This window comes from Faecalimonas umbilicata, assembly GCF_042846195.1.
GTDB lineage: Bacteria > Bacillota > Clostridia > Lachnospirales > Lachnospiraceae > Faecalimonas > Faecalimonas umbilicata.
Map to the genome: position 1 here is coordinate 907,696 of NZ_AP031411.1, position 22,579 is coordinate 930,274.

At 39.7% G+C, this 22,579-nt stretch carries 23 protein-coding genes and 1 riboswitch; of the genes, 22 read left to right on the forward strand and 1 reads right to left on the reverse strand.

Features of this window, described 5'->3' with window-relative positions; translation table 11 throughout:
• Positions 1 to 11 precede the first annotated feature (11 nt).
• The 15 genes from fmt (at position 12) to ACGG81_RS04410 (ending at position 15,838) form a co-directional block, all read left to right on the forward strand.
• The gene (fmt, locus tag ACGG81_RS04340; RefSeq protein WP_009262854.1) at positions 12 to 977 is read left to right on the forward strand and encodes a methionyl-tRNA formyltransferase; all 966 of its coding nucleotides are present in this window, start codon (positions 12 to 14) and stop codon (positions 975 to 977) included.
• A gap of 157 nt (positions 978 to 1,134) precedes the next feature.
• Positions 1,135 to 1,860 (forward strand): zinc metallopeptidase, encoded by a 726-nt coding sequence (locus ACGG81_RS04345; RefSeq protein ID WP_009262853.1) that lies wholly within the window; start codon positions 1,135 to 1,137, stop codon positions 1,858 to 1,860.
• On the forward strand, positions 1,841 to 3,199 hold the full coding sequence (rsmB, locus tag ACGG81_RS04350) for a 16S rRNA (cytosine(967)-C(5))-methyltransferase RsmB (RefSeq protein WP_390109797.1): 1,359 nt from the start codon (positions 1,841 to 1,843) through the stop codon (positions 3,197 to 3,199). Before ACGG81_RS04345 ends, rsmB begins: the two co-directional genes overlap by 20 nt.
• 9 nt (positions 3,200 to 3,208) lie before the next feature.
• Positions 3,209 to 4,285, forward strand: a complete 1,077-nt coding sequence (gene rlmN / locus ACGG81_RS04355) for a 23S rRNA (adenine(2503)-C(2))-methyltransferase RlmN (protein WP_270665903.1) — start codon at positions 3,209 to 3,211, stop codon at positions 4,283 to 4,285.
• A complete protein-coding gene (locus ACGG81_RS04360) occupies positions 4,269 to 5,012 on the forward strand; it encodes a Stp1/IreP family PP2C-type Ser/Thr phosphatase (protein ID WP_009262850.1) in 744 nt (247 codons plus the stop codon). The genes rlmN and ACGG81_RS04360 overlap by 17 nt, the downstream gene beginning before the upstream one ends.
• Entirely contained in the window at positions 5,006 to 7,177 is a 2,172-nt protein-coding gene (gene pknB, locus ACGG81_RS04365; RefSeq protein ID WP_016439304.1) for a Stk1 family PASTA domain-containing Ser/Thr kinase, read from the forward strand. The genes ACGG81_RS04360 and pknB overlap by 7 nt, the downstream gene beginning before the upstream one ends.
• Positions 7,178 to 7,254: 77 nt before the next feature.
• Positions 7,255 to 8,133, forward strand: coding sequence for a ribosome small subunit-dependent GTPase A (gene rsgA / locus ACGG81_RS04370; protein WP_390110338.1), 879 nt, complete (start codon positions 7,255 to 7,257; stop codon positions 8,131 to 8,133).
• A 1-nt stretch (position 8,134) separates the two neighbouring features.
• Positions 8,135 to 8,797 carry a ribulose-phosphate 3-epimerase gene (gene rpe, locus ACGG81_RS04375; RefSeq protein ID WP_117576373.1) on the forward strand — a complete coding sequence of 221 codons (663 nt, stop codon included), beginning with the start codon at positions 8,135 to 8,137 and terminating at the stop codon, positions 8,795 to 8,797.
• Positions 8,790 to 9,458 carry a thiamine diphosphokinase gene (locus ACGG81_RS04380; protein WP_016439302.1) on the forward strand — a complete coding sequence of 223 codons (669 nt, stop codon included), beginning with the start codon at positions 8,790 to 8,792 and terminating at the stop codon, positions 9,456 to 9,458. Before rpe ends, ACGG81_RS04380 begins: the two co-directional genes overlap by 8 nt.
• Positions 9,459 to 10,376: 918 nt before the next feature.
• Positions 10,377 to 10,523 (forward strand): helix-turn-helix domain-containing protein, encoded by a 147-nt coding sequence (locus tag ACGG81_RS04385; RefSeq protein WP_291682100.1) that lies wholly within the window; start codon positions 10,377 to 10,379, stop codon positions 10,521 to 10,523.
• 107 nt (positions 10,524 to 10,630) lie between these two features.
• Positions 10,631 to 10,745: riboswitch (FMN riboswitch) on the forward strand.
• A gap of 135 nt (positions 10,746 to 10,880) precedes the next feature.
• The gene (gene ribD / locus ACGG81_RS04390) at positions 10,881 to 11,981 is read left to right on the forward strand and encodes a bifunctional diaminohydroxyphosphoribosylaminopyrimidine deaminase/5-amino-6-(5-phosphoribosylamino)uracil reductase RibD (RefSeq protein WP_120090912.1); all 1,101 of its coding nucleotides are present in this window, start codon (positions 10,881 to 10,883) and stop codon (positions 11,979 to 11,981) included.
• Positions 11,966 to 12,601 (forward strand): riboflavin synthase, encoded by a 636-nt coding sequence (gene ribE, locus ACGG81_RS04395; RefSeq protein WP_120090913.1) that lies wholly within the window; start codon positions 11,966 to 11,968, stop codon positions 12,599 to 12,601. Before ribD ends, ribE (ACGG81_RS04395) begins: the two co-directional genes overlap by 16 nt.
• A 19-nt stretch (positions 12,602 to 12,620) precedes the next feature.
• Positions 12,621 to 13,826, forward strand: a complete 1,206-nt coding sequence (locus tag ACGG81_RS04400) for a bifunctional 3,4-dihydroxy-2-butanone-4-phosphate synthase/GTP cyclohydrolase II (RefSeq protein ID WP_120090997.1) — start codon at positions 12,621 to 12,623, stop codon at positions 13,824 to 13,826.
• Entirely contained in the window at positions 13,827 to 14,294 is a 468-nt protein-coding gene (ribE, locus tag ACGG81_RS04405; protein WP_120090915.1) for a 6,7-dimethyl-8-ribityllumazine synthase, read from the forward strand.
• Between the two features lie 377 nt (positions 14,295 to 14,671).
• Positions 14,672 to 15,838: an XRE family transcriptional regulator gene (locus tag ACGG81_RS04410; protein WP_009320127.1), complete on the forward strand. Its 1,167-nt coding sequence runs from the start codon at positions 14,672 to 14,674 to the stop codon at positions 15,836 to 15,838.
• 330 nt (positions 15,839 to 16,168) lie between these two features.
• On the opposite strand, the gene ACGG81_RS04415 is transcribed toward ACGG81_RS04410, so the two are convergent.
• Positions 16,169 to 16,369 carry a hypothetical protein gene (locus tag ACGG81_RS04415; RefSeq protein ID WP_154266806.1) on the reverse strand — a complete coding sequence of 67 codons (201 nt, stop codon included), beginning with the start codon at positions 16,367 to 16,369 and terminating at the stop codon, positions 16,169 to 16,171.
• Positions 16,370 to 16,498: 129 nt separating this feature from the next.
• On the opposite strand from ACGG81_RS04415, the gene ACGG81_RS04420 reads away from it, so the two are divergent.
• The 7 genes from ACGG81_RS04420 to mobQ all read left to right on the forward strand — a co-directional run bounded on the left by ACGG81_RS04420 (position 16,499) and on the right by mobQ (position 22,572).
• A complete protein-coding gene (locus ACGG81_RS04420) occupies positions 16,499 to 16,714 on the forward strand; it encodes a tRNA wybutosine-synthesizing protein 3-like protein (protein WP_302773301.1) in 216 nt (71 codons plus the stop codon).
• Between the two features lie 111 nt (positions 16,715 to 16,825).
• On the forward strand, positions 16,826 to 18,439 hold the full coding sequence (locus tag ACGG81_RS04425) for a recombinase family protein (RefSeq protein WP_390109805.1): 1,614 nt from the start codon (positions 16,826 to 16,828) through the stop codon (positions 18,437 to 18,439).
• A gap of 125 nt (positions 18,440 to 18,564) precedes the next feature.
• Entirely contained in the window at positions 18,565 to 19,014 is a 450-nt protein-coding gene (locus ACGG81_RS04430; protein WP_009262845.1) for a hypothetical protein, read from the forward strand.
• A gap of 219 nt (positions 19,015 to 19,233) precedes the next feature.
• Positions 19,234 to 19,647 (forward strand): hypothetical protein, encoded by a 414-nt coding sequence (locus tag ACGG81_RS04435; protein WP_390109808.1) that lies wholly within the window; start codon positions 19,234 to 19,236, stop codon positions 19,645 to 19,647.
• A 346-nt stretch (positions 19,648 to 19,993) separates the two neighbouring features.
• The gene (locus ACGG81_RS04440; RefSeq protein WP_009262843.1) at positions 19,994 to 20,398 is read left to right on the forward strand and encodes a single-stranded DNA-binding protein; all 405 of its coding nucleotides are present in this window, start codon (positions 19,994 to 19,996) and stop codon (positions 20,396 to 20,398) included.
• A gap of 202 nt (positions 20,399 to 20,600) precedes the next feature.
• Positions 20,601 to 21,023 (forward strand): DUF3847 domain-containing protein, encoded by a 423-nt coding sequence (locus ACGG81_RS04445; RefSeq protein ID WP_119217053.1) that lies wholly within the window; start codon positions 20,601 to 20,603, stop codon positions 21,021 to 21,023.
• Between the two features lies 1 nt (position 21,024).
• Positions 21,025 to 22,572: a MobQ family relaxase gene (gene mobQ, locus ACGG81_RS04450; protein ID WP_390109811.1), complete on the forward strand. Its 1,548-nt coding sequence runs from the start codon at positions 21,025 to 21,027 to the stop codon at positions 22,570 to 22,572.
• Positions 22,573 to 22,579 lie beyond the last annotated feature (7 nt).

A 22,579-nucleotide genomic window follows, 5' to 3' on the forward strand; every position in this document is an offset into this window, starting at 1 on the left:
GAGGAAATGTGATGAGAGTCATTTTTATGGGAACACCGGAATTCTCGGTGGGGACATTGGAGACACTTGTAGAGGCAGGTCATGAAGTCGTGCTTGCGGTCACGCAGCCAGATAAGCCAAAAGGACGAGGAAAAGAGATGCAGTTTACTCCGGTAAAAGAGGCGGCTATCCGCCATCAGATTCCAGTGTATCAGCCGGTGAAAGTCCGTGAGAAAGCGTGTGTGGAAGTGTTGAAATCGTATGAGGCAGATGTCATTGTTGTCATTGCATTCGGACAGATCCTTCCAAAGAGCATCCTGGAGTTGACACCTTATGGGTGTATTAACGTACATGCATCACTGCTTCCAAAATACCGTGGGGCAGCGCCAATCCAGTGGGCAGTCATTGACGGAGAGAAGGTGTCAGGTGTGACAACGATGCAGATGGATGAGGGACTTGATACTGGTGATATGATCTTGAAAAAAGAAGTCATTTTGGATGAAAAAGAGACAGGTGGAAGCCTGCATGACAAGCTTGCAGAAGCGGGTGCGGCGCTGTGCGTAGAAACACTGAAAAGGCTGGAAGAAGGAACAGCTCCGGCTGAAAAGCAAGGGGAAACGACGACAGATTACGCAAAGATGCTGACAAAACAGATGGGAGAGATTGACTGGAAGCAGCCGGCAGAGAAGATTGAGCGTCTGATTCGAGGGTTGAATCCGTGGCCAAGCGCCTATACATACTGGAACCAGAAAGTTATGAAAATCTGGCTTGCAGATACTGAGGCGGATGAAAGCGGCGAAAAAGAGAAAATGGCGTCAGAGGAAGCAAAACATCCAGAACCTGGTACCATCACAGCAGTCGCAAAAGACAGGTTTTCCGTGCAGACAGGAGAAGGACTTCTGACTGTTTTGGAATTACAGATTCCGGGGAAAAAGAGAATGGATGCAGGAGCATTTTTAAGAGGATATCAGATCAAAGCGGGAGAAATCTTAGGATAGGAAGATCTTGGAGAGAGGAACTTGAGAAATTGATAAAGATTCTCTTAAAAAACTATAAAATAAAGTATTTCTAAGGGAAATTCGTATATAATGATTCTGACAGCTGTAAAAAGCAGCAGTTTACACGAAGAAGTCTTTATCAGATAGGAGCGAGAAAATGTATAGAGCATATTATCCAATGTATTTTGATCCAACATACCTGCTTGTGATTGTAGGAGTATTGCTCTGCATGCTTGCATCTGCAAGGGTGCGGACAACTTACGCCAAATATGAGCGGGTGAGAAATCATTCCGGGATGACCGGGAGAGATGCGGCAGAAAGGATTTTAAGGGGAGCAGGAATTTTTGATGTACGAATTGAACGGGTAAGCGGGCATCTGACGGATCACTATGATCCGAGGAATAAAGTGTTACGGCTGTCGGACAGTACGTATAGTTCAGCATCGGTTGCTGCAGTTGGTGTGGCAGCGCACGAGTGCGGACATGCCATCCAGCACGCGGTCGGATATGCACCTCTTAACATCCGAAGTGCACTTGTTCCAGTGGCAAACTTTGGATCGACTATCGCATGGCCGTTGATCGTTCTTGGACTTTTTATTTCCGGAAATTCTTCTAGTCTTCTGATCCAGATCGGAATTTTGGCATTTTCATTATCCGTATTGTTTCAGATTGTTACACTGCCGGTGGAGTTTAATGCATCTGGCAGGGCAATTCGGATTTTAGGAGAGAGCGGAATGCTCTATCCGGATGAGATCAGCGGTACAAAGAGAGTACTTGGTGCAGCAGCTTTGACGTATGTCGCGAGTGCTGCGTCAGCAATCTTACAGCTGATCCGTATCATATTGATCACAGGAGGAAGAGGAAATGGCGAAAATGACAGATGATAGGGAATTGATACTCGGTGTTCTTCTTGAAATTACAAGGGATGGAGTGTACAGCCATATCGCCATTCGAAATGTGCTGGAGAAATACCAGTATTTAGATAAAAAAGAGCGTGCCTTTATCACGAGAGTTGTGGAAGGAACGCTGGAGAGAATGATTGAGATCGATTATATTATCAATCAGTTCTCAAATGTGAAAGTAAATAAAATGAAGCCGGTCATCCGGACGATTCTTAGGAGCGCAGTCTATCAATTAAAATATATGGACGGCGTTCCTGATTCTGCTGTCTGCAATGAGGCAGTCAAGCTGGCGGAGAAAAAAGGGTTTCGTAGTCTAAAGGGATTTGTCAATGGGGTGTTGCGCACAATTGCAAGAAATATGGATCAGATCCGTTATCCGGAGAAAGAAAAAAATCCTGTATCATGGCTTTCCATTCATTATTCTATACCGGAATGGATGGTAAAACTGTGGCTTTCCGAGTATGGTGCGGAGACTGTTGAGAAGATGCTGAAAGGATTTCTGGAGGAACATCCGACAGTGATCCGCTGCAATCTTCGGAAACAGTCCGAAAAGGAGCTGACAGAGAGAATCCGGAAAGAAGGTGTGAAGGTGGAAGCACATCCATATCTTTCCTATGCAAAGAAAATTAGCGGATATGATCATCTTGGCGGGCTGGAGAGTTTCCGGGATGGAGCATTTCAGGTGCAGGATATCAGTTCTATGCTTGTTGCAGAGATTGCAGCTCCACAGAGAGGCGATCAGGTGATAGATGTCTGTGCGGCTCCGGGAGGGAAGTCTATGCACATTGCAGATTTGCTTGATGGCAGTGGCATGGTAGCAGCGAGAGATCTTACAGAATATAAAGTAGGACTCATCGAGGAAAACATCTGCCGGACTGGATTCCAAAATATAAGGGCAGAGCAGAAGGACGCTACCGTTTTTGATAAAGATTCTGAGCGGATAGCGGATATTGTAATCGCAGATCTTCCATGTTCTGGATTAGGGGTTCTGGCAAAAAAGACAGATCTGAAATATAAGATGACAAAGGAAGGGACAGAAAGTCTTGCAAAGCTCCAGAGGGAGATTCTTGGAGTAGTGAAAAATTATGTGAAGGAGGGCGGAGCGCTCGTATATAGTACATGTACGATCAATCCGGCAGAGAATCTGGAAAATGTGAGATGGTTTCTTGACAATAGTCCAGAATTTGAAGCAGAGGATATTACACCATTTCTCTGTGGAGAACTTCAAAAGGATGTCAAAGAAGGATGTCTTCAGCTTCTTCCAGGAGTCCATGACAGTGACGGATTTTTTATTGCAAAGTTCAGAAGGAAGAGAAAGTAAGAGGTAGTTATGAAACAGGAGAAAAAGGATATCGGATCTTTCCGGTTTGAAGAGTTGAAGGAAGAGATGACATCGATTGGAGAGAAAGCATTTCGCGCAAAACAGATTTATGAATGGCTGCATGTAAAGCTTGTGCGGTCTTTCGATGAGATGACAAACCTATCTAAACCACTCAGAGAAAAGCTTGCACGCCAGTATGAGATCCGGGAGGTGGAGATGCTTGACAGACAGGTGTCCGCAATGGATGGGACAAATAAGTTTTTGTTCCGATTAAGTGATGGACATGTGGTAGAGAGCGTACTCATGAAATATAAGCATGGCAATTCTGTTTGTATCTCCTCCCAGGTTGGCTGCAGGATGGGATGTCGGTTTTGTGCCTCGACGATCGGAGGACTTGAGCGAAATCTCACGCCGTCAGAAATGCTTGGGCAGATCTATCAGATTCAGAGAATTTCCGGTGAGCGTGTTGCAAATGTTGTAGTGATGGGAACTGGGGAACCGTTGGATAATTATGAAAATTTATTAAAGTTTATTCAGATGCTGACTGATGAGCACGGACTTCATATCAGTCAGAGAAATGTGACGGTTTCTACTTGTGGAATTGTGCCAAAGATGCTGGAGCTGGCAGAAGAGCATTTGCAGATTACATTGGCATTATCCCTTCATGGATCCACACAGGAAAAAAGAAAGAAACTGATGCCTGTGGCGAATAAGTATGAACTTTCTGAAGTGCTGGAAGCGTGTGATATATATTTTGCGAAGACAGGAAGAAGAATGACTTTCGAGTATAGTCTTGTTCATGGAGTGAATGATACCGAGGAAGATGCAAAAGAATTAAGTGCACTTCTTTCTCATAAAAACTGCCATATCAATCTGATTCCGGTCAACCCGATCAAAGAACGTGATTTTGAGCGACCGACAAGGGAGGCGGCTGAGAAATTTAAAAATAAACTTGAAAAAAGCGGAATAAATGTTACTATAAGAAGAGAAATGGGTTCTGACATTGATGGAGCCTGTGGACAACTAAGAAAGCGTTATGTTGAAACAAATGGAAGTAAAGGAGAACATCATGAAAACATTTTCTAAGACAGACGTGGGGAGAAAAAGGGAGACGAACCAGGATTATGTCTATGCCAGAACGAAACCGGTAGGAAAACTTCCAAATTTATTTGCAGTGGCTGATGGTATGGGGGGACATAATGCCGGAGATCGTGCATCCAAGTGTACCGTTGAGATATTGGAACGTGAAATAGAGGAGAGCACGGAGACCAATATCAAGGACATTATCCGACAGGCAATATATAAAGCAAACGAGAAGATCATTGAGATGGCAGAAAGGGACAGCAAGTTAGAAGGAATGGGGACGACGCTTGTTGTTGCCACGATTGTACATAACATGATTTATTTCGCAAATGTGGGGGACAGTCGACTTTATCTGATCAATCATACAATCACACAGTTGACTAAAGATCACTCCCTTGTAGAAGAGATGGTGCGCCTTGGGGGAATCAAGCCGGAGGAGGCAAGGAATCATCCGGATAAGAATATTATTACGCGTGCAATCGGAGCAAAAGAGGGAGTGGAACCAGATTTTTTCGAACACAGTCTGAAAAAAGGGGACATCATTTTGATGTGCTCGGATGGACTCAGCAATATGATAGAAGATGAAGAAATATTCCAGATTGTAAAGAGTGGAAGGGATGTTGTGGAGATTACAGAGGATCTGATCGAAACAGCAAATGAAAATGGCGGAAAAGATAATATAGGGGTTGTTGTGATTGAGCCATTGGCAGATGAGGTGAGTATATGTTAAATGAAGGAACCATGTTAAATGGCAGGTATGAGATCCTCGGCAAGATCGGCGCCGGGGGAATGGCAGATGTTTATAAAGGAAAAGACCATAAATTGAATCGCTTTATTGCGATAAAAGTGTTAAAGAAAGAATTTCATGAGGATGATTCATTTATTCAGAAATTTACAAGTGAAGCGCAGGCGGCAGGCGGTCTTATGCATCCAAATGTAGTAAATGTGTACGATGTTGGGGAAGATCAAGGTGCCAATTATATGGTCATGGAACTTGTGGAAGGAATTACACTGAAACAGTACATCCAGAAAAAGGGACGACTTTCCGCAAAAGAGGCAATCAGCATTACAATTCAGATGGCAAATGGAATTCAGGCGGCGCATAATAAGAATATTATCCACAGAGATATTAAGCCGCAGAATGTGATCATTTCCAAAGAAGGCAAAGTGAAAGTGACTGACTTTGGTATTGCAAAAGCAGCGAACTCAAACACTATGAGTTCTACCGTACTTGGATCGGTGCACTATACATCGCCGGAACAGGCAAGAGGAGCTGCAAGCGATGCAAGAAGTGACATTTATTCACTTGGTATTACAATGTATGAGATGGTGACGGGTCGACTTCCATTTGACGGGGATACTGCAGTTGCAGTTGCGGTAAAGCATCTTCAGGAAGAGATCGTATCTCCGGCGGAGTATGTGCCAGAGCTGCCGTATAGTTTGGAGCAGATTATCTTGAAATGTACACAGAAACGGCCCGAATTCCGTTATCCAGATGTGGCATCACTGGTACTTGATTTAAAACGTTCGCTCGTGGATCCGGAAGGAGACTTTGTGCGGATCAGAAGAGTACCGGGTTCCGATACGGTCATGTTATCAGAAGGAGAACTTCAGAAACTTCAGATGAATAATATATCTGCAAGACGATATGACGATTATGACGATGATGATTATGATGAAGAGCAGTATGATGATTATGACAATGACTATGATGATGACTATGACGATGACTACGATGATGAGTATGATCAGGACGATGATTATGACGAGGATGACTATGGAAGAGGAACATCTCGGAAAAGAAATGGAGATGTCAATCCGCGGATGAACAAGCTGATCAAGATTCTGATGATTGTCGTTGCAGTTCTGATTGCATTTTTCGTGATCATGATGGCAGGAAAGGCGGCAGGAATCTTTGGATCTGGTCTGGGATTTGTCACAGAAGATTCAAAAGATAAAGTAAAAGTGCCAAATGTTGTCGGTAAGACACAGGCAGATGCGATTGAGGCTCTGAACAAAGTAAATCTTGGATATGAACTTGTGGATGGCGGAGAGTCTGATAAATATGAAAAAGGCTATGTCATGGAACAGGGAACAAAAGCAGGTACAAAAATAGCGAAAAATACAAGAGTCAAGATTGTTGTAAGCAGTGGGAAGAAAAAAGAAGAAGTGACCATGCCGGATGTGAAGGGACTGAACCAGGATAAAGCACAGAAAGAACTGGAAAAGCTGGGACTGAAAGTTTCTGTCACCTATGAGTATAGTTCGATGTATACCGAGGGAGAGGTTATTTCCACAACTTACGAGCCGGGAACCAAGGTGGCAAAAGGTACAGAAGTAGGCATGCAGGTAAGTAAAGGCGAAGAGCCAATTGAGAAAGTGGCCGTACCGGAAATTACAGGAAAGACAGAAGTTGATGCGATTGCAGCTTTAGAAGCAGTTGGATTATATGCCGGGGACAGAAAGGAAGAGTACAGCGATGAACCGGCAGGGACTGTGATTTCCCAGGATATTGCAGGTGGAAATAAGATTGAAGTCGGAGGAAGTGTCGGTTATACAGTCAGCAAAGGAAAAGAAAAAGCAAAAATGCCGGCAGTGATCGGTCTTTCAGAGGCGGATGCAAAGGCACAACTTCAGGCAGCCGGATTGACACCGGTCATCTATCATGAGCCAAATGAAAATCAAAAAGGATCTGTATTTTATGCCAGTGCGAATACCGGGGATGAACTGGAAAAAGGAGCAACGGTTGAAATCTGGATCAGTGACGGTCCGGCAGAACAGCCGCCTACCGATGGAAATAACAATGGAAACACAGATCATAATGGCAGCGGAGATAACAATAGCGGCAGCACGGATGGAAATACCACTGGCCAGGAAGGAAATTCCGGGCATTAGTTTGAAGGAACAAAAGCGGTACAGTACTGTGTATTTGTGCCCGGAAGCCAGATAAATAAATGGATAAGGGAAAATTCATGCAGGGTAAGATTGTAAAAGGAATTGCCGGATTCTACTACGTTCATGTAGTAGGATTCGGTATTTATGAATGTAAGGCAAAAGGAAGTTTCAGAAAAGAGAAGAGAAAACCACTCGTCGGAGATAATGTAGAGATCGACTGCCTGAGTGAGGAAGAGAAGACGGGAAATATTATTCAGATTTTTCCAAGGAAAAACGAATTGATCCGTCCGGCAGTAGCAAATATCGATCAAGCACTTGTTGTCTTTGCAGTGACGGATCCAAAGCCACACTTCAATCTGTTAGACAGATTTTTGATCATGATGGAGACAAAAGGGATTCCGGCGGTGTTATGTTTCAATAAGCAGGATATTGCAACAGAAAAAGAGATTCAGGAATTGCAGGAAATTTACAGAAGGTGTGGCTATCAGATCCTTTTTACGAGTGCAAAAAAAGAGGAAAATATTGCGCTTGTAAAAGAGGTTTTAAAAGGAAAGACAACAACGGTAGCAGGACCTTCCGGAGTGGGCAAGTCTTCCTTGATCAATATTCTTCAGCCGGAGGCGAAGATGGAGACAAGGGAAATCAGCAAGAAGATTGCCCGCGGAAAGCATACGACAAGACATTCGGAACTGATTCCGATTGATGAGGATTCCTATATTATGGATACTCCGGGATTTAGTTCGCTGTATGTGAATGAATTTGAAAAAGAAGAATTGAAATATTATTTTCCGGAATTTACATATTATGAAGGAATGTGCAAATTCCAGGGATGCGACCATATTCATGAGCCGAAGTGTGCGGTCAAGGCAGCGGTGGAAGCTGGAGAGATCCACAAAGTGCGGTATCAGAATTATTTAGAGATGTATAAGGAATTACAGGAGAAGAGGAGATACTAACATGGAAATGATTTTGGCTCCGTCTATATTGGCGGCAGATTTTACAAAATTAGGGGAACAGATGAAAGAGACAGAGCGGGAAGGAGCACAGTACATTCATTTTGATGTGATGGACGGAAAGTTTGTGCCAAGTATTTCTTTTGGAATGCCGGTACTGGCATCCATCAGAAACGCAGTGGATCAGATTTTTGATGTGCATTTGATGATTGAAGAGCCAATTCGCTATGTAGAAGAATTTCAGAAAGCAGGGGCAGATATTATCACCGTTCACCTGGAGGCGTGCAGTGATGTGAAAGCGACACTGGAGAAAATCAAAGCATGTGGGGCGAAAGCGGCAATCTCAATCTGCCCGGACACACCGGTGGCAGAACTGGAGCCATATGTGGAATTGGTAGATATGGTATTGATCATGAGTGTACATCCTGGATTTGGAGGTCAGTCTTTCATCCCATCTTCTCTGGAGAAGATTCGAGAGACGAGAGCACTGCTTGATCGTGTCAACTCAACCGCAGATATTGAAGTGGATGGTGGAATCTATACAACGAATGTAAGAGAAGTGCTGGAAGCAGGGGCAAATGTGATTGTGGCAGGTTCTGCTATTTTCCGTGGAGATGCTGCAGAAAATACAAAAAATATGATGGAGATCTTAAGAGGTTATGAATAGACAACATGTTGTGATCATCAGCGGCGGCACAGTGGAAGAAAATCTTGCACTGGACATTTTAAAAAAACAATCGTCTGCATTTCTGATCGCGGTTGACCGGGGACTGGAATTTTTTTATAAGCACAAAATCAAGCCGGATTATATTGTAGGAGATTTTGACAGTATTGCACCTGAGATTATCGTCTGGTACAAGGAGTGGACAGAGATTCCTATCCGGGAGTTTAATCCGGTCAAGGATGCGTCAGATACAGAGATTGCCGTGCGATATGCAGTGGAGAGTGGATACGGAAATATCACGATTCTCGGAGGAACCGGAACGAGGCTGGATCATGTGATGGCGAACATTCAGGTTCTTTCAATTCCTGCACGGTCAGGAATTCCGGCAGAGATCATTGACGGACACAATCGGATCCGGGTCGTGGAACGAGAAGTACGGTTGAAAAAATCAGAGACCTATGGGGAATATTTCTCTTTATTTCCACTCGGAGGAGAAGTCCGACATCTCTATATTCGTGGAGCAAAATACCCATTGACAGATCACACTCTTGTTCCTTACGACAGCCTTTGTGTGAGTAATCAGATTGACGGGGAGGAAGCGGTCATTGCTTTTGGTGAAGGGATGGTCATTTTAATGGAAACAAGAGAAGAAATGTATCAATAAGTGAAAAAAGTAAAAAGTCACAAAAAGAAGAAAAAAAGAAAAAGGAACGCAGGGTGTCTATTGGCAAACCTGCACAGATATGATAGACTAAGATGTAAGAATGCATGTTCACAGAACTGCATCTGACAGCAGAAAAGAGATGCAACTCTGTGAAAGAAAATAGAGAAAGGCAGAAATCTTTATCAGACGAAGATTTCTGAATAGGGAAGGACAGAAATGAAATTAGGTATCGTTATTATTTGCCTGATTTCATGTATGTCCGTATAAGTCGTTAAAAGCCTTTAAATGCTGATAGCTAGAGCATTTAGCGGATTTTTGACTCGGATATAACTCCATATAAATTCATATAAGTTTTTGAAAAATGGCCCACTTTGTGGCCCACTATTTTTTGAATGATTTTATTAAAGTCCTAATACAGTAGAAATGATGGAAAGTTTTTAAGTGGCAAAATGTATGGTCTAAAAGGAGCAATTGTCATTGAATTTAAGACCGTGATATACAGCGACAAAAAATCGGAAAATATGTAAAGAGTAGTAGGAAGACTCATAAGGTACGATTAAAGAGAAAAAGGCCTCTTGATCATGAGGAAAAAATAAGGTAAAAAGCATTCTGTGATAAAGTATAAAGGCTTAGAGGAGAAAAGTATCTTCTAAGCTTTTTTTAATTAAGAAGCAGTTTGAACGTATGCTTTTGAATTAATAATAAGTATAGTAAAATTTGCACTGGAAGGAACAGAATATGGAATGCTTGTAGAAGGTGATTTTGGCAGAATGACTTTTCAATGAGATATTTGTCGTTTGAACGATAATTTGAATTTAATGAAATAATCGTAGATGGTAACTTACAAATGAGTAAACTATCAGTCGGTTTACTGATTTATCAGTTTACGATATATTATGAGATGAAAGGAGGGGACTTATGGATGCTATGAAAACAGGCTGTTTTATTGCAAGAAAAAGGAAGGAAAGAAATATGTCTCAAAGAGAACTGGCAGAATATTTACATATTACCGACAAGGCCATAAGTAAATGGGAACGAGGAGTTTCCCAAACAAAAGGATATTAAGAAATAACCTGTGTTTACCTGCTTGCAAATTATTGTATTTGACGAATGAGAAAAAACTTTCTATTGACAGAAATAATGTCAAATATTATAATTGTCTGTAATTGAATAACTATCTTCAGGGCAGGGTGCAATTCCCTACCGGTGGTACAGCCCACGAGCCGAAAGGCATGATTTGGTGAAATTCCAAAGCCGACAGTATAGTCTGGATGAAAGAAGATGAAAGTATATTTATGCTTTTTTGCGTGCTCTGAAATGATTTCGTATCGTTTCGGAGCATTTTATTTAATCGCATAAATCCTCTTTTGCATGTCTTGGATAGCTTTTATTCAAGGCATGTATTTTTTTGGAGGTGTAAAAATGAGCGATGCAGAATACATGAAATTAGCAATAGAATTGGCAAAAAAAGGTGCTGGCTATGTCAATCCTAATCCTATGGTTGGAGCAGTAATTGTAAAAGATAATCGGATTATAGGACAGGGATACCATGAAACTTTTGGTGGAATGCATGCTGAAAGAAATGCACTTAAAAATTGCAGGGAATCACCTATAGGATCAACACTTTATGTAACACTTGAACCATGCTGTCATTATGGAAAGACACCACCTTGTACAGAAATAATTATTGGCAGTGGCATTACAAGAGTAGTCGTTGGAACTTTAGACTGTAATCCTATTGTGTCTGGAAAAGGTGTAAAAATACTTGAGAAAAACAATATTCAAGTTGATGTGGGCATTTTAGAAAAAGAGTGCCAGCAGTTAATCAAAGTTTTTAGAAAATATGTTACAAAGCACATTCCCTATGTTTTTATGAAATATGCAATGACACTAGACGGAAAGATAGCAACTTATACAAATCAATCAAAATGGGTAAGTGGAGAAGAAGCGAGAAAACAGGTACATCAACTTCGGCATAAGGTTACTGCAATCATGGTAGGAGTCAATACTGTTATTCAAGATAATCCTTTACTGACATGCCGATTAGAGAATGGAAAAAATCCTATCCGTATCGTATGTGATACAAATTTAAGAACACCCATTACATCAAAAATTATAAAAACAGCGAATGATATTAAGACTTATATTGCTACTTCTTCTAGTGATGAAAGTAAGATAGGTCTTTATAGAAAATACGGTTGTGAAATTATTCATACAAAGAAAAAAGGTAATCATATTGACTTAATGAATTTAATGCAATGTTTAGGAAATATGCAGATAGATAGCCTGCTTTTAGAGGGCGGAAGTGCAATGAATTGGAGTGCTCTTGAACAACAAATTGTCGATGAGGTGCAAGTCTATATAGCACCCAAAATATTTGGTGGGAGTGCAAAAAGTCCTGTAAGCGGGCAAGGGGTTGCTTTTCCTGATGATGCCGTTATGCTTAAACCGTATGCTTTTTCTCAAGTAGGAAATGATTATCTCATAGAAAGTGAAGTGATTTATTCATGTTTACAGGAATAATAGAGGAAATCGGTAAAATAGAAAAAATACAGAAAGATATTTGTAACTGTAAACTATCCATTAAGGCTTCAAAAATATTAGAAGATATACATTTAGGGGATAGCATAGCAGTAAATGGCATTTGCCTTACAGTTACTTGTTTTAATCGCCAGTCTTTCACAGTTGATGTGATGAATGAAACATGGAATAGAACAGCTCTTAGTCTATTAAAACATGGAAGTTGTGTGAATTTAGAAAGAGCTATACCTATGAATGGCAGGTTGGGCGGTCATATTGTTACAGGGCATATTGATGGAACAGGCAGAATATCTTCTGTGCGTAGAGAGAAAAATGCTATGTGGTATCAAATCAATACGAAAAGAGAAATCTTAAATTTAATTGTCGAAAAAGGCTCGATTGCTATTGACGGTATTAGTCTTACTGTCGCAAAAGTATCGAAAACAGACTTTTTAGTATCCGTTATCCCACATACTTTAGAGCAAACAGTTCTCAAGGATAAACAAATTGGGAATATGGTTAATCTTGAAAATGATATATTAGGTAAATATGTGCAGAAACTCATAGACAACAGCAATAAAACGGAGTTATCGAAAGAGTTATTATGCCAATATGGATTTTAACAGAAAGGATAAAGGAATAATGAAATATCAAAAAATAAAAGCGGCATTGCAGGCGTTACAAGAGGGAAAACTTGTTTTGGTTATGGATGATAAAGAGAGAGAAAATGAGGGAGATTTGATTTGTTCGGCACAATCGGCTACAACAGAAAATGTTAATTTCATGGCGACTTATGCAAAAGGCTTAATCTGTATGCCTATGAGTGAAAGTCTAGCTAACCAACTTATGCTTTCCCCTATGGTTGAAAATAATACAGATAACCATGAAACTGCCTTTACGGTTTCTATTGATTATAAGGATACTACAACAGGTATTTCTGCCGAAGAAAGAGGATTGACGGCTCGTATGTGTGTGGTTGAGAATATAAATCCCTTTGATTTTCGTAGACCGGGGCACATGTTTCCTCTGATTGCAAAAAATGGAGGTGTTCTGGAAAGGAACGGACATACGGAAGCAACTGTTGACTTATTGAGGTTGGCAGGATTAAAAGAATGTGGCTTATGCTGTGAAATCATGAATGAAAACGGGAAAATGATGAGAACACCTGATTTAATTCAATTTTCTCAAACACACCATATACCTACCCTCACAATTAAAGAATTACAGGAATATAGAAAAGTATATGATATACTTGTAGAATGTGTTTCGATTGTAGAAATGCCCACAAAATACGGAAAATTCAAAGCACATTGTTATATCAACAAACTGAATGGAGAACATCATATTGCATTGGTTATGGGAAATTTGGATAATGGAAACGATGTGTTATGTCGTGTTCACTCAGAGTGCTTAACAGGAGATGTTTTTGGTTCTTTACGCTGTGATTGCGGACAGCAGTTAGATAAAGCTATGAAAATGATTGCAGAAAATGGTTCAGGTGTATTGCTTTATATGCGACAAGAAGGACGAGGTATCGGACTTGTCAATAAACTAAAAGCCTATCATTTGCAGGATAACGGTATGGATACCCTTGACGCTAACCTTGCATTAGGATTTCAAGGCGATTTAAGAGAATATTATATTGGAGCACAGATTTTAAGAGATTTGGGAATAAAATCATTGCATTTACTTACAAATAATCCTGATAAAGTTTATCAGTTAGAAGATTATGGAATGAGAATTTCAAGCAGAGTACCGATTGAAATAGAAGCAAATCCTTATGATAGTTTTTATTTGAAAACAAAGAAAGACCGAATGGGGCACATTTTGAATATGGAGGAAAAATAAATGAATACTTTTGAAGGCAATTTAGTGGCAGAAAATATTAAAATAGGTATTGTTGTAGCAAGGTTTAATGAGTTTATAACTTCAAAGCTATTAGCAGGAGCATTAGACAATTTGAAAAGAGAAAATGTTAGCGAAAAGGATATAGAGGTGGCTTGGGTTCCGGGAGCATTTGAAATACCGTTGATAGCGTCTAAAATGGCAAAAAGTAAAAAATATGATGCGATTATTTGTTTAGGGGCAGTTATTCGAGGCAGTACAAGCCATTATGATTATGTGTGTAGTGAGGTATCAAAGGGAATTGCCCAAATCAGTTTAAATACCGAAATACCTGTTATGTTCGGTGTTCTTACGACAGATACGATTGAACAGGCGATAGAACGAGCTGGTAGTAAAGCAGGAAATAAAGGCTCTGAATGTGCACAAGGAGCTATTGAAATGGTAAATTTAATTCGTACATTAGAGGTATAATTTGATTGGTAGATTAAAAGTTAGAGCGAAAAAGCATAATAGGCGAAGTGATCCATTCGCGGTGGCTGTCGAAGACATAGAGCCACGCCAGCTTGCTGGCGAGGGAATGGTTCACTTCGTCTGTGAGCGAGCCTATGGCGAGCGATTATCAAGCCCCCGTTATCTAACAGGGGGGTACTATTACAAAAGACAAGAGAAAAAATAAATACAAAACTGCTGATATGCAACGATTTATAAGGTTATAAGAACTTATTTCACTTCACACCATATTCTTTTTACCCGACAGGTCTAAAACAGCATATCAATAGAAAATAAATATAAGATACAAGGTGTATGCTCCTATGAGTATATGCCTTTTTTGATTGGAGGAATGAAGCATGAATGATATAGAATTTATTGAAACATTAAAGCAAAAGAGAAATGCCTGTGATTATTCTCAATCACGACTGGCACAGGAATTGCAAATTAGCAGGCAGAACTTAAATGAAATTGAAAACGGAAAAACAAAAGCCAGTAAAGAAATGAAACATATACTTTTACATTATCTTGATTATTGTAATTGTACACAGCCTTTCACTTTAACGATTGACTATCTGCGTGTTCGTTTTCCTACCACAGACGCATTGGAAATTATAAAAAATGTACTGGCAATGAAAAGCGAATATTTTATACATGAAGATTACGGAATGTTTGGTTATGAAGAACAGTATATCTATGGGGATATTAGTGTAAATGCTTCTAAAGATAGTTCTATGGGTGTTTTATTGGAATTAAGAGGTATGGGGTGTCGAAACTTGGAATATGTTTTACAGGCAAGAGGGATAGACTGGTATTACTTTTTAAGCAGTTGTATAGATTATCAAGGTGTTTTTAAACGCATAGATTTGGCGGTCAATGATATGGGCGGATTGCTGGATATAGAAATTCTAAGGGAACGTTATTATGCCAACAAGGTATGGAAACGTTCAAGAACCCATGAAGCAGTAGACAGCGGAAAATTATCGGGTACACATGGAGATACTGCAAAAACTTTTTATATCGGTTCAAAGAATAGTTCTATTTACTTTTGCTTGTATGAAAAAGAAAAGGAACAAAAAAGCAAAGGTATAAAAACAGACATTAAGAACCGATTTGAAATTCGTTTAAAAAGTGGAAAAGCAGAACAAACGATAGAACAACTTGTTTTTTCAAGAAATCCCGAACAGACCATAGCAAGCCTTATCCTCACACAGATAGATTTTCCCGTTTATATTTTATGGGATATATTTTTAGATAATGTAACGACTTCACTTCCGTTTATTATGACGCCTGTTGCTGTCAATATGGATAAAACAAAACGTTGGTTAGAAAGACAGGTCATGCCCTCTTTATTGATGATAAAAGAGATTGAAAAGCAAACAGGAGCAAATTATCTGGAAGAAATCGACAGACATACAAGACTAACAGAAAAGCAGGAATTAAAAATTAAACAAATGACAACAGACATAGCAGATATGATTGAGAAAGATACCGCTGTTCCACAAGGGAATGACGGTATTTTTTAATTTCTTCAAAAAATCTGCAACAAAACGGCTACTTGCGTACAGATATGGTGCGAGGAAAGGAAATCTAACTTTTTTTCAAAACTACTCATTAAATCGAGGTTTCCATTCCCTATATGGAGTGAAAGAAGAAAATATTTTCATTCTCAACTTAACCTTTGGCAGTTGCCGTTCCCTATATGGAGCAAAGAAAATCTTTCATTCCATAGTTGGCAATAACGGTGTTGCATGGGTAGTTAGGGTATGAAAAGAAGTTTTTTCATCAGCAACTTAGCAGAATGGCACTTTCTTTCCCTATATGGTACAGGAAAAGAAAAAAGTTTTGAATATTGGTTACGCTTTTGCTCTTTTCCAACGCGATATATAGGAAAGACGATTTTCTTCTTTTGTGTTCTTTGACAACTGAATAAAGCAATTCAATACCTTAGACAGACAGCGAGCCGTTGAAACAGATACGCCATGACCTTTCTCCAGCAAAAGCGAGCGATAACCTATTTGTGTTCCTGTAAAAGATTTGTCCTCTTTTATCGCCATGACCTGTCCTGTCTGATAATGATACTCCCGTACAGCCACAGCTTGAGCGTTCAGAGCGTCGCACGCAATGGGTACGGCTACATAAGAACTATGCAGAGGTGGAACTCCTGTGGGCTATGACAAATGCCATTGAATTGTTTAGAAAAGATTTTTACAGAAAGGGGGGGATGTGTTATTGCTGATATTGTAAAAACAAGGCAAGAAAAGACAAATAATAAGCGTGGCATTGGCAACAGAGGAAAAACAAAGATTGTTGTAAAAGAGCATTTTTCTGAAAAGGGAAAGACAATGGAAGAACTTCTGACTGATGTTATGCTTGAAAAGGCAAAGCAGACAATCGCATAAATTCGGTGCAGTTGTAAGAAATAGATTGAATGATAAAAAGCACCCGTGTTATACTTTACTTGCAAGCAGGTATTGTAAACACGGGTTAGTTATAAAGGAGGATAACTGACAATGAAACAACAGATTTACAATACTGCACTTTATCTTAGGTTAAGCCGAGATGATGAATTACAGGGCGAAAGTTCCAGCATTACCACACAAAGAAGTATGTTGCGTCTATATGCAAAAGAACATCATTTGAATGTGATTGATGAATATATTGATGACGGCTGGTCGGGAACAAATTTTGAAAGACCGAGTTTTCAAAGAATGATTGAGGATATAGAGGCAGGAAAAATCAACTGTGTTGTAACAAAAGACTTATCACGACTTGGTAGAAACTATATTATGACAGGACAATATACAGAATTGTATTTTCCTAGCCATAATGTCCGTTACATAGCGATTGACGACGGTGTGGACAGCGAAAAAGGCGAAAGTGAGATTGCACCATTTAAGAACATCATCAATGAATGGGTAGCAAGAGATACGAGCCGTAAAGTGAAATCAGCCTTTAAGACAAAATTTGCAGAGGGTGCGTATTATGGGGCTTATGCTCCGTTAGGATATAAGAAACACCCCGACATCAAAGGAAAACTGCTGGTTGATGAGGAAACAAAATGGATTGTTGAAAAAATCTTCTCCCTAGCCTATCAAGGTTACGGTAGTGCAAAAATCACAAAAATACTGCGAGAAGAAAAAGTCCCGACAGCGTCTTGGTTGAATTTTACAAGGTATGGTACTTTTGCTCATATCTTTGAGGGAAAGCCCGAAAGCAAGCGTTATGAGTGGACGATTGCTCATGTAAAGGCGATATTGAAAAGTGAAGTCTATATCGGAAACAGCGTTCATAATCGACAATCAACCGTTTCTTTCAAAAGCAAGAAAAAAGTACGAAAGCCCGAAAGCGAATGGTTTCGAGTAGAAAACACGCATGAACCGATTATTGACAAGGAAGTGTTCTATCGTGTGCAGGAACAGATAAAATCAAGGCGTAGACAGACAAAGGAAAAGGCAACGCCGATATTTGCAGGGCTTGTCAAGTGTGCGGATTGTGGCTGGTCTATGAGATTTGCAACAAATAAAGCAAATAAGACGCCTTACAGTTATTATTCTTGCAGTTTCTACGGACAGTTTGGCAAAGGTTACTGTTCTATGCACTATATCCGCTATGATGTGCTGTATCAAGCTGTATTGGAGCGATTGCAGTATTGGGCTAAGGCAGTACAGCAGGACGAAGAAAAGGTATTGCATAAGATACAGAAAGTCGGTAATGCAGAGCGAATACGGGAAAAGAAGAAAAAGGCAAATGCTTTGAAGAAGGCTGAGAACCGACAAAATGAGATTGACCGTTTATTTGCGAAAATGTATGAAGATAGAGCCTGTGAGAAGATAACAGAACGAAACTTCATTATGCTGTCGGGGAAATATCAAAAGGAGCAGATAGAACTGGAACAGCAGATAACCAACCTAAGAGAAGAATTAAGTAAAATGGAACAGGATATGATAGGTGCTGAAAAGTGGATTGAGTTAATCAAGGAGTATTCCGTACCAAAGGAACTGACAGCACCGTTATTAAATGCAATGATAGAAAAAATCCTTATTCACGAGGCAACAACGAATGAGGATAACGAAAGAATACAGGAAATTGAGATATATTACCGATTTATTGGAAAAGTAGACTGATAAAGAGGGTTCATATCTTTAACTAAGGGAAACGGGACTCTCTTTCCCTGATATAACAATTTTAATTCCCCTTTCAGAAATACTAGGGGTAAGTCTATATGATTTATTAACTGGAGGTAGCAACAATGAGTAAAGAAAATAATGAAAAAATTGTAGATGAAATTATAGAATATGCCAACAATGAAATTGAGAAGAGTAAAAAAAAGCATGTAATAATTCTCCTTTCGGTACTGACAGGTGTTTTTATGGTCTCAGTCATTTTTTTGTTAGTATTCACATTTGTCGGCGGATTTGCTAAGTGGTTCTTTTTTGGTATGACTGCAATTATAACTGCAATATTAAATGTTATATGGACATTACGGAATCGAGAAGCAAAATGGTTTAGATTTTGCAGTTTATCATTTACTGTGTTCACCTTATGTTCCTTTTACGCTGAAGCGGCCCATTGGATTTTGGTTGAAGATTGGAGTGCTTTGATGGATGTGGTTCCAATCACTTCGAATATATTGTGGTTCCTTACTGTGGTTTCAGTGGCTATCAATAGTATTTCTTTGTTTACGAGAAGGGATAGATAATTGAATATTAGTAGTTTTGATACTAGCAAGGTAACAGATATGATAGATATGCTTCATGTCTGTCACAAATTTAATACTGTTATTATTCGACTGATTTCATGTATGTCTGTATAAGGTATGGCTTGCTTTTTCTTCACTATGTAGAAAAGTAAGGTATAATTACATTAGTGAGACAAATTGAAAGTTGTCAAACTGAAATGTAAAGGGAGGAACATGTGAATGAAAAAAATTGGAATAGTTTTGTTCATACTTATTTTTCTAACAAGTACATTGTTAGGATGCGGAAAACAAGATGTGAATATCGATTTAGAAACCATTGATGTGTCAGAAATAAAAAAAATTGAATGTATAGGAACTACAGGTGGGATAGATGGTGATTATTCGTATTCTTTTTCAGATAATGAAGTTGTTGAGTTTGTAGATCTATTGAATCAAGTGAAACTTGGCGACAAAGTAGATGAAAATAAAGCATTATCAAATGGAGCTGTTGCTTATTATACAATCTATTTTGCAACCGATAAAACACTGACAATTAGTCCGGGGAAATATTTTATAATTGAGGATACATTTTATGAGTTTAATAATTATGATGAATTGTGGGATGAATTTATAGCAATTAACAGTGTAAAATAAACTTCGAAAAATTCTAGTTGACATAACTGAGGAACACTGTAATGATGTATGGAAAACAAAATATAAAACACTCTACTAAGTAGGTTGAGCTAAATGCCCCTATGATTTCGATTTTGAAGTCATAGGGGTATTTTTTTGTGCAGAAAAATAAAAAATTTCCTTTTCCACCCTGTATTTTCCCCTCTGAGCCTTTCGTTATATGAGGGCAAAAAAATAAAATTCCTTTTTTATTTGTAAAAATCCCTCTCTACGTTCTGATATATGAGGAACAAATTACATTTGCCTTAAAAGAATCGGGCCTGATTCAAGAACAAAGAAAAAAACGAAAAGAGAAAGGAGAAATTACATGAACAAAACAATCTTAATGGGAAGACTGACAAAAGATCCGGAGGTGAAATATCTCCAGGATGAAAATAGTACTGCTATGGCACGATACACGCTGGCAGTAGACAGACGATATCGAAAGGATGGAAAGGCAGAAACAGATTTTATTTCCTGTGTTACCTTTGGGAAGAATGCTGAGTTTGCAGAACAATATCTGAAAAAAGGTTTGAAGATTTTAGTAAGCGGACGGATCCAGACAGGAAGCTATGTGAATCAGGAGGGGAATAAAGTTTATGCCACCAACGTGATTGTAGAAGAACATTATTTCGCAGAAGGGAAGAAACTGTCAGGATCAGAAAAGAAAGAAGATACCGATCCAGATGGATTTATGCATCTTCCAGACGGAGAAGAACTTCCGTTTGAGTAAGAAAAACTCGGATGCTGAAAGCAGAAGAGCGCACTTATATACCTTAAAAGGTATGTGCGTCCTACGGAAGTAGCATCTTTCTGAAGGGGAATTCCGAAAGTGTTGGCGGGTGATCCATCCGAAGAAGGGTTCCCCTTCCGGCAGAAATGCCTATCCCGTAACAGAGAAAATGGAAGAGTTGAAAAAGGAGGAAAAGAACGATATGGCGAAGAAGAAAACATTTCAGGAATATACCCAGGAAGCACTTTATGAGATTGAAAAAACAGAAGCTGCATTGAAACAGGCAAAGCTTGAGAAGGAACAGGCAGAACACAGGATCCAGAGATCCTTGAATTATCTGGATACACAGAAAAAGAAAAAACGAAAGGCACGAACTCATCTGTTGATCCAGAAAGGAGCAGCCATAGAAGCTATCTGTAAAGATACCAAATATCTGACAGAGGCGGAATTTTATCAGCTGATGGATGAACTTCTTCATGATCCCGCTTGTAAGTTTTGTGATGTCGTTCATGAAATGGTTCGTGGACGGGCGGAAACTGCAGAAGTAAAAGAACGAGAATTAGCAGAAGAGGAAGCACTATTAAAGGCGATGAAGCGAGGTGAACTGCCACAGGGAGATGAGTAAGATGGGATGTTATCACTTTCATCTGAATCAATTATCCAGAGGAAAAGGACAGTCTGCCATTGCCAGTGCTGCTTATCGAGCCGGTGCAAAACTGGAATGTACGTATTATGGAGAAGTAAGTGATTATACGAGAAAAGGCGGTGTGGTATTAGCGGAGATCCATTTTCCTAAACAGGCTCCGGAGAGACTCAAAGACAGGGAGACCCTTTGGAATGAGGTGGAATGGATTGAAGGGAATAAGAAAGCACAGCTGGCACACAGCTTTGATATTGCCTTGATGAATGAGTTTTCCATGGAAGAAAATATTGAGCTTGCAAGAAGATTTGTGGAAGAACAATTGGTGGCAAGAGGAATGATCGCTGATCTGGCAATCCATGATCCGAAGAAGGGAAAGGATAAAATTCCCAATCCCCATATGCACATCATGGTTCCCATCCGCCCTTTACAGGAAGATGGTACCTGGGGACAAAAACAAAAAAAGGTTCCAGTACTGACACCGGATGGACAGCCAGTTTTGAATCAGAAAGGACAGCCGGTGTTTCGGGCAGTGCATACAACGGATTGGAGCAGGAAAGAAACTTTGGAAGAATTGAGAAGTGCCTGGGCGAGGATGTGCAATGAACTGTATGAAGAAAAAGGACTTACAGAAAGAGTCGATGCCAGATCTTATGAGGAACGGGGGATTGATAAGATCCCGATGGTGCATGAAGGACCGAACGTACAGGCAATGGAAGCAAGAGGAATTTCAACCGCATTGGGAAGTTTAAACCGACTCATCCGAGCCTTAAATGATATGAAAGAACGGGCAAAGAATCTTCTTCAATGGTCTTTGCTTCGACAAAGCCAGTTGATGGAACGGATGGTGTTCTTCCATCAGCCAACCTTAGCGGATTATCTAAGAAACTATTATGACAAGAAAAATGCAGTCGCAGAATCCTACGCTTATGGAACACAAAAGGCGAAGAATACAAATCTGAAACAATTTGCAGAGACGATCCGCTTTCTGGAAGAGCAGGATGTGAGAACCCCAGAACAGCTGACAGAGAAAATCCAGGAATTAGATATACAGCTGAATGAGGTGAGTCAGCGGTTGAATCAACAACTGTCTGCTTTGCGAAGTGTCAACAGCAATCTTTATGCAATGAAAGAGTATTTTGAAACAAGACCTGTTTATCTGGAATTAAAGAACAAATATTTTGGCAGGGAAAAATTCAAAGAGGAACATAAGAAGGAACTTAGCGGATATTATCGTTCGGAAAGAATCTTAAAAGAAAATCTAGACCCAAGTGGGAAGATTCCGGAAGGACAATGGAAACGAGAAGCCGCTCGTTTATCAGAAGAGATAGCTGCTTTACGAAAAGAAGATAAACGGATCCATGCCATGTTACGAAAGTATGAGGGAATCAAAAATCATGTGGAAGCTTTGATGGCAGAGGAAGGAGAAGGTGTCTCTCTTCCAGAAACAAACAAACGGGAGCAATCCACAGAAACAAAAGAAGCAGTGAGAACCATGAAACGAAAGAAGAAACATCATGGAATGGAGTTATAGGAGGAAT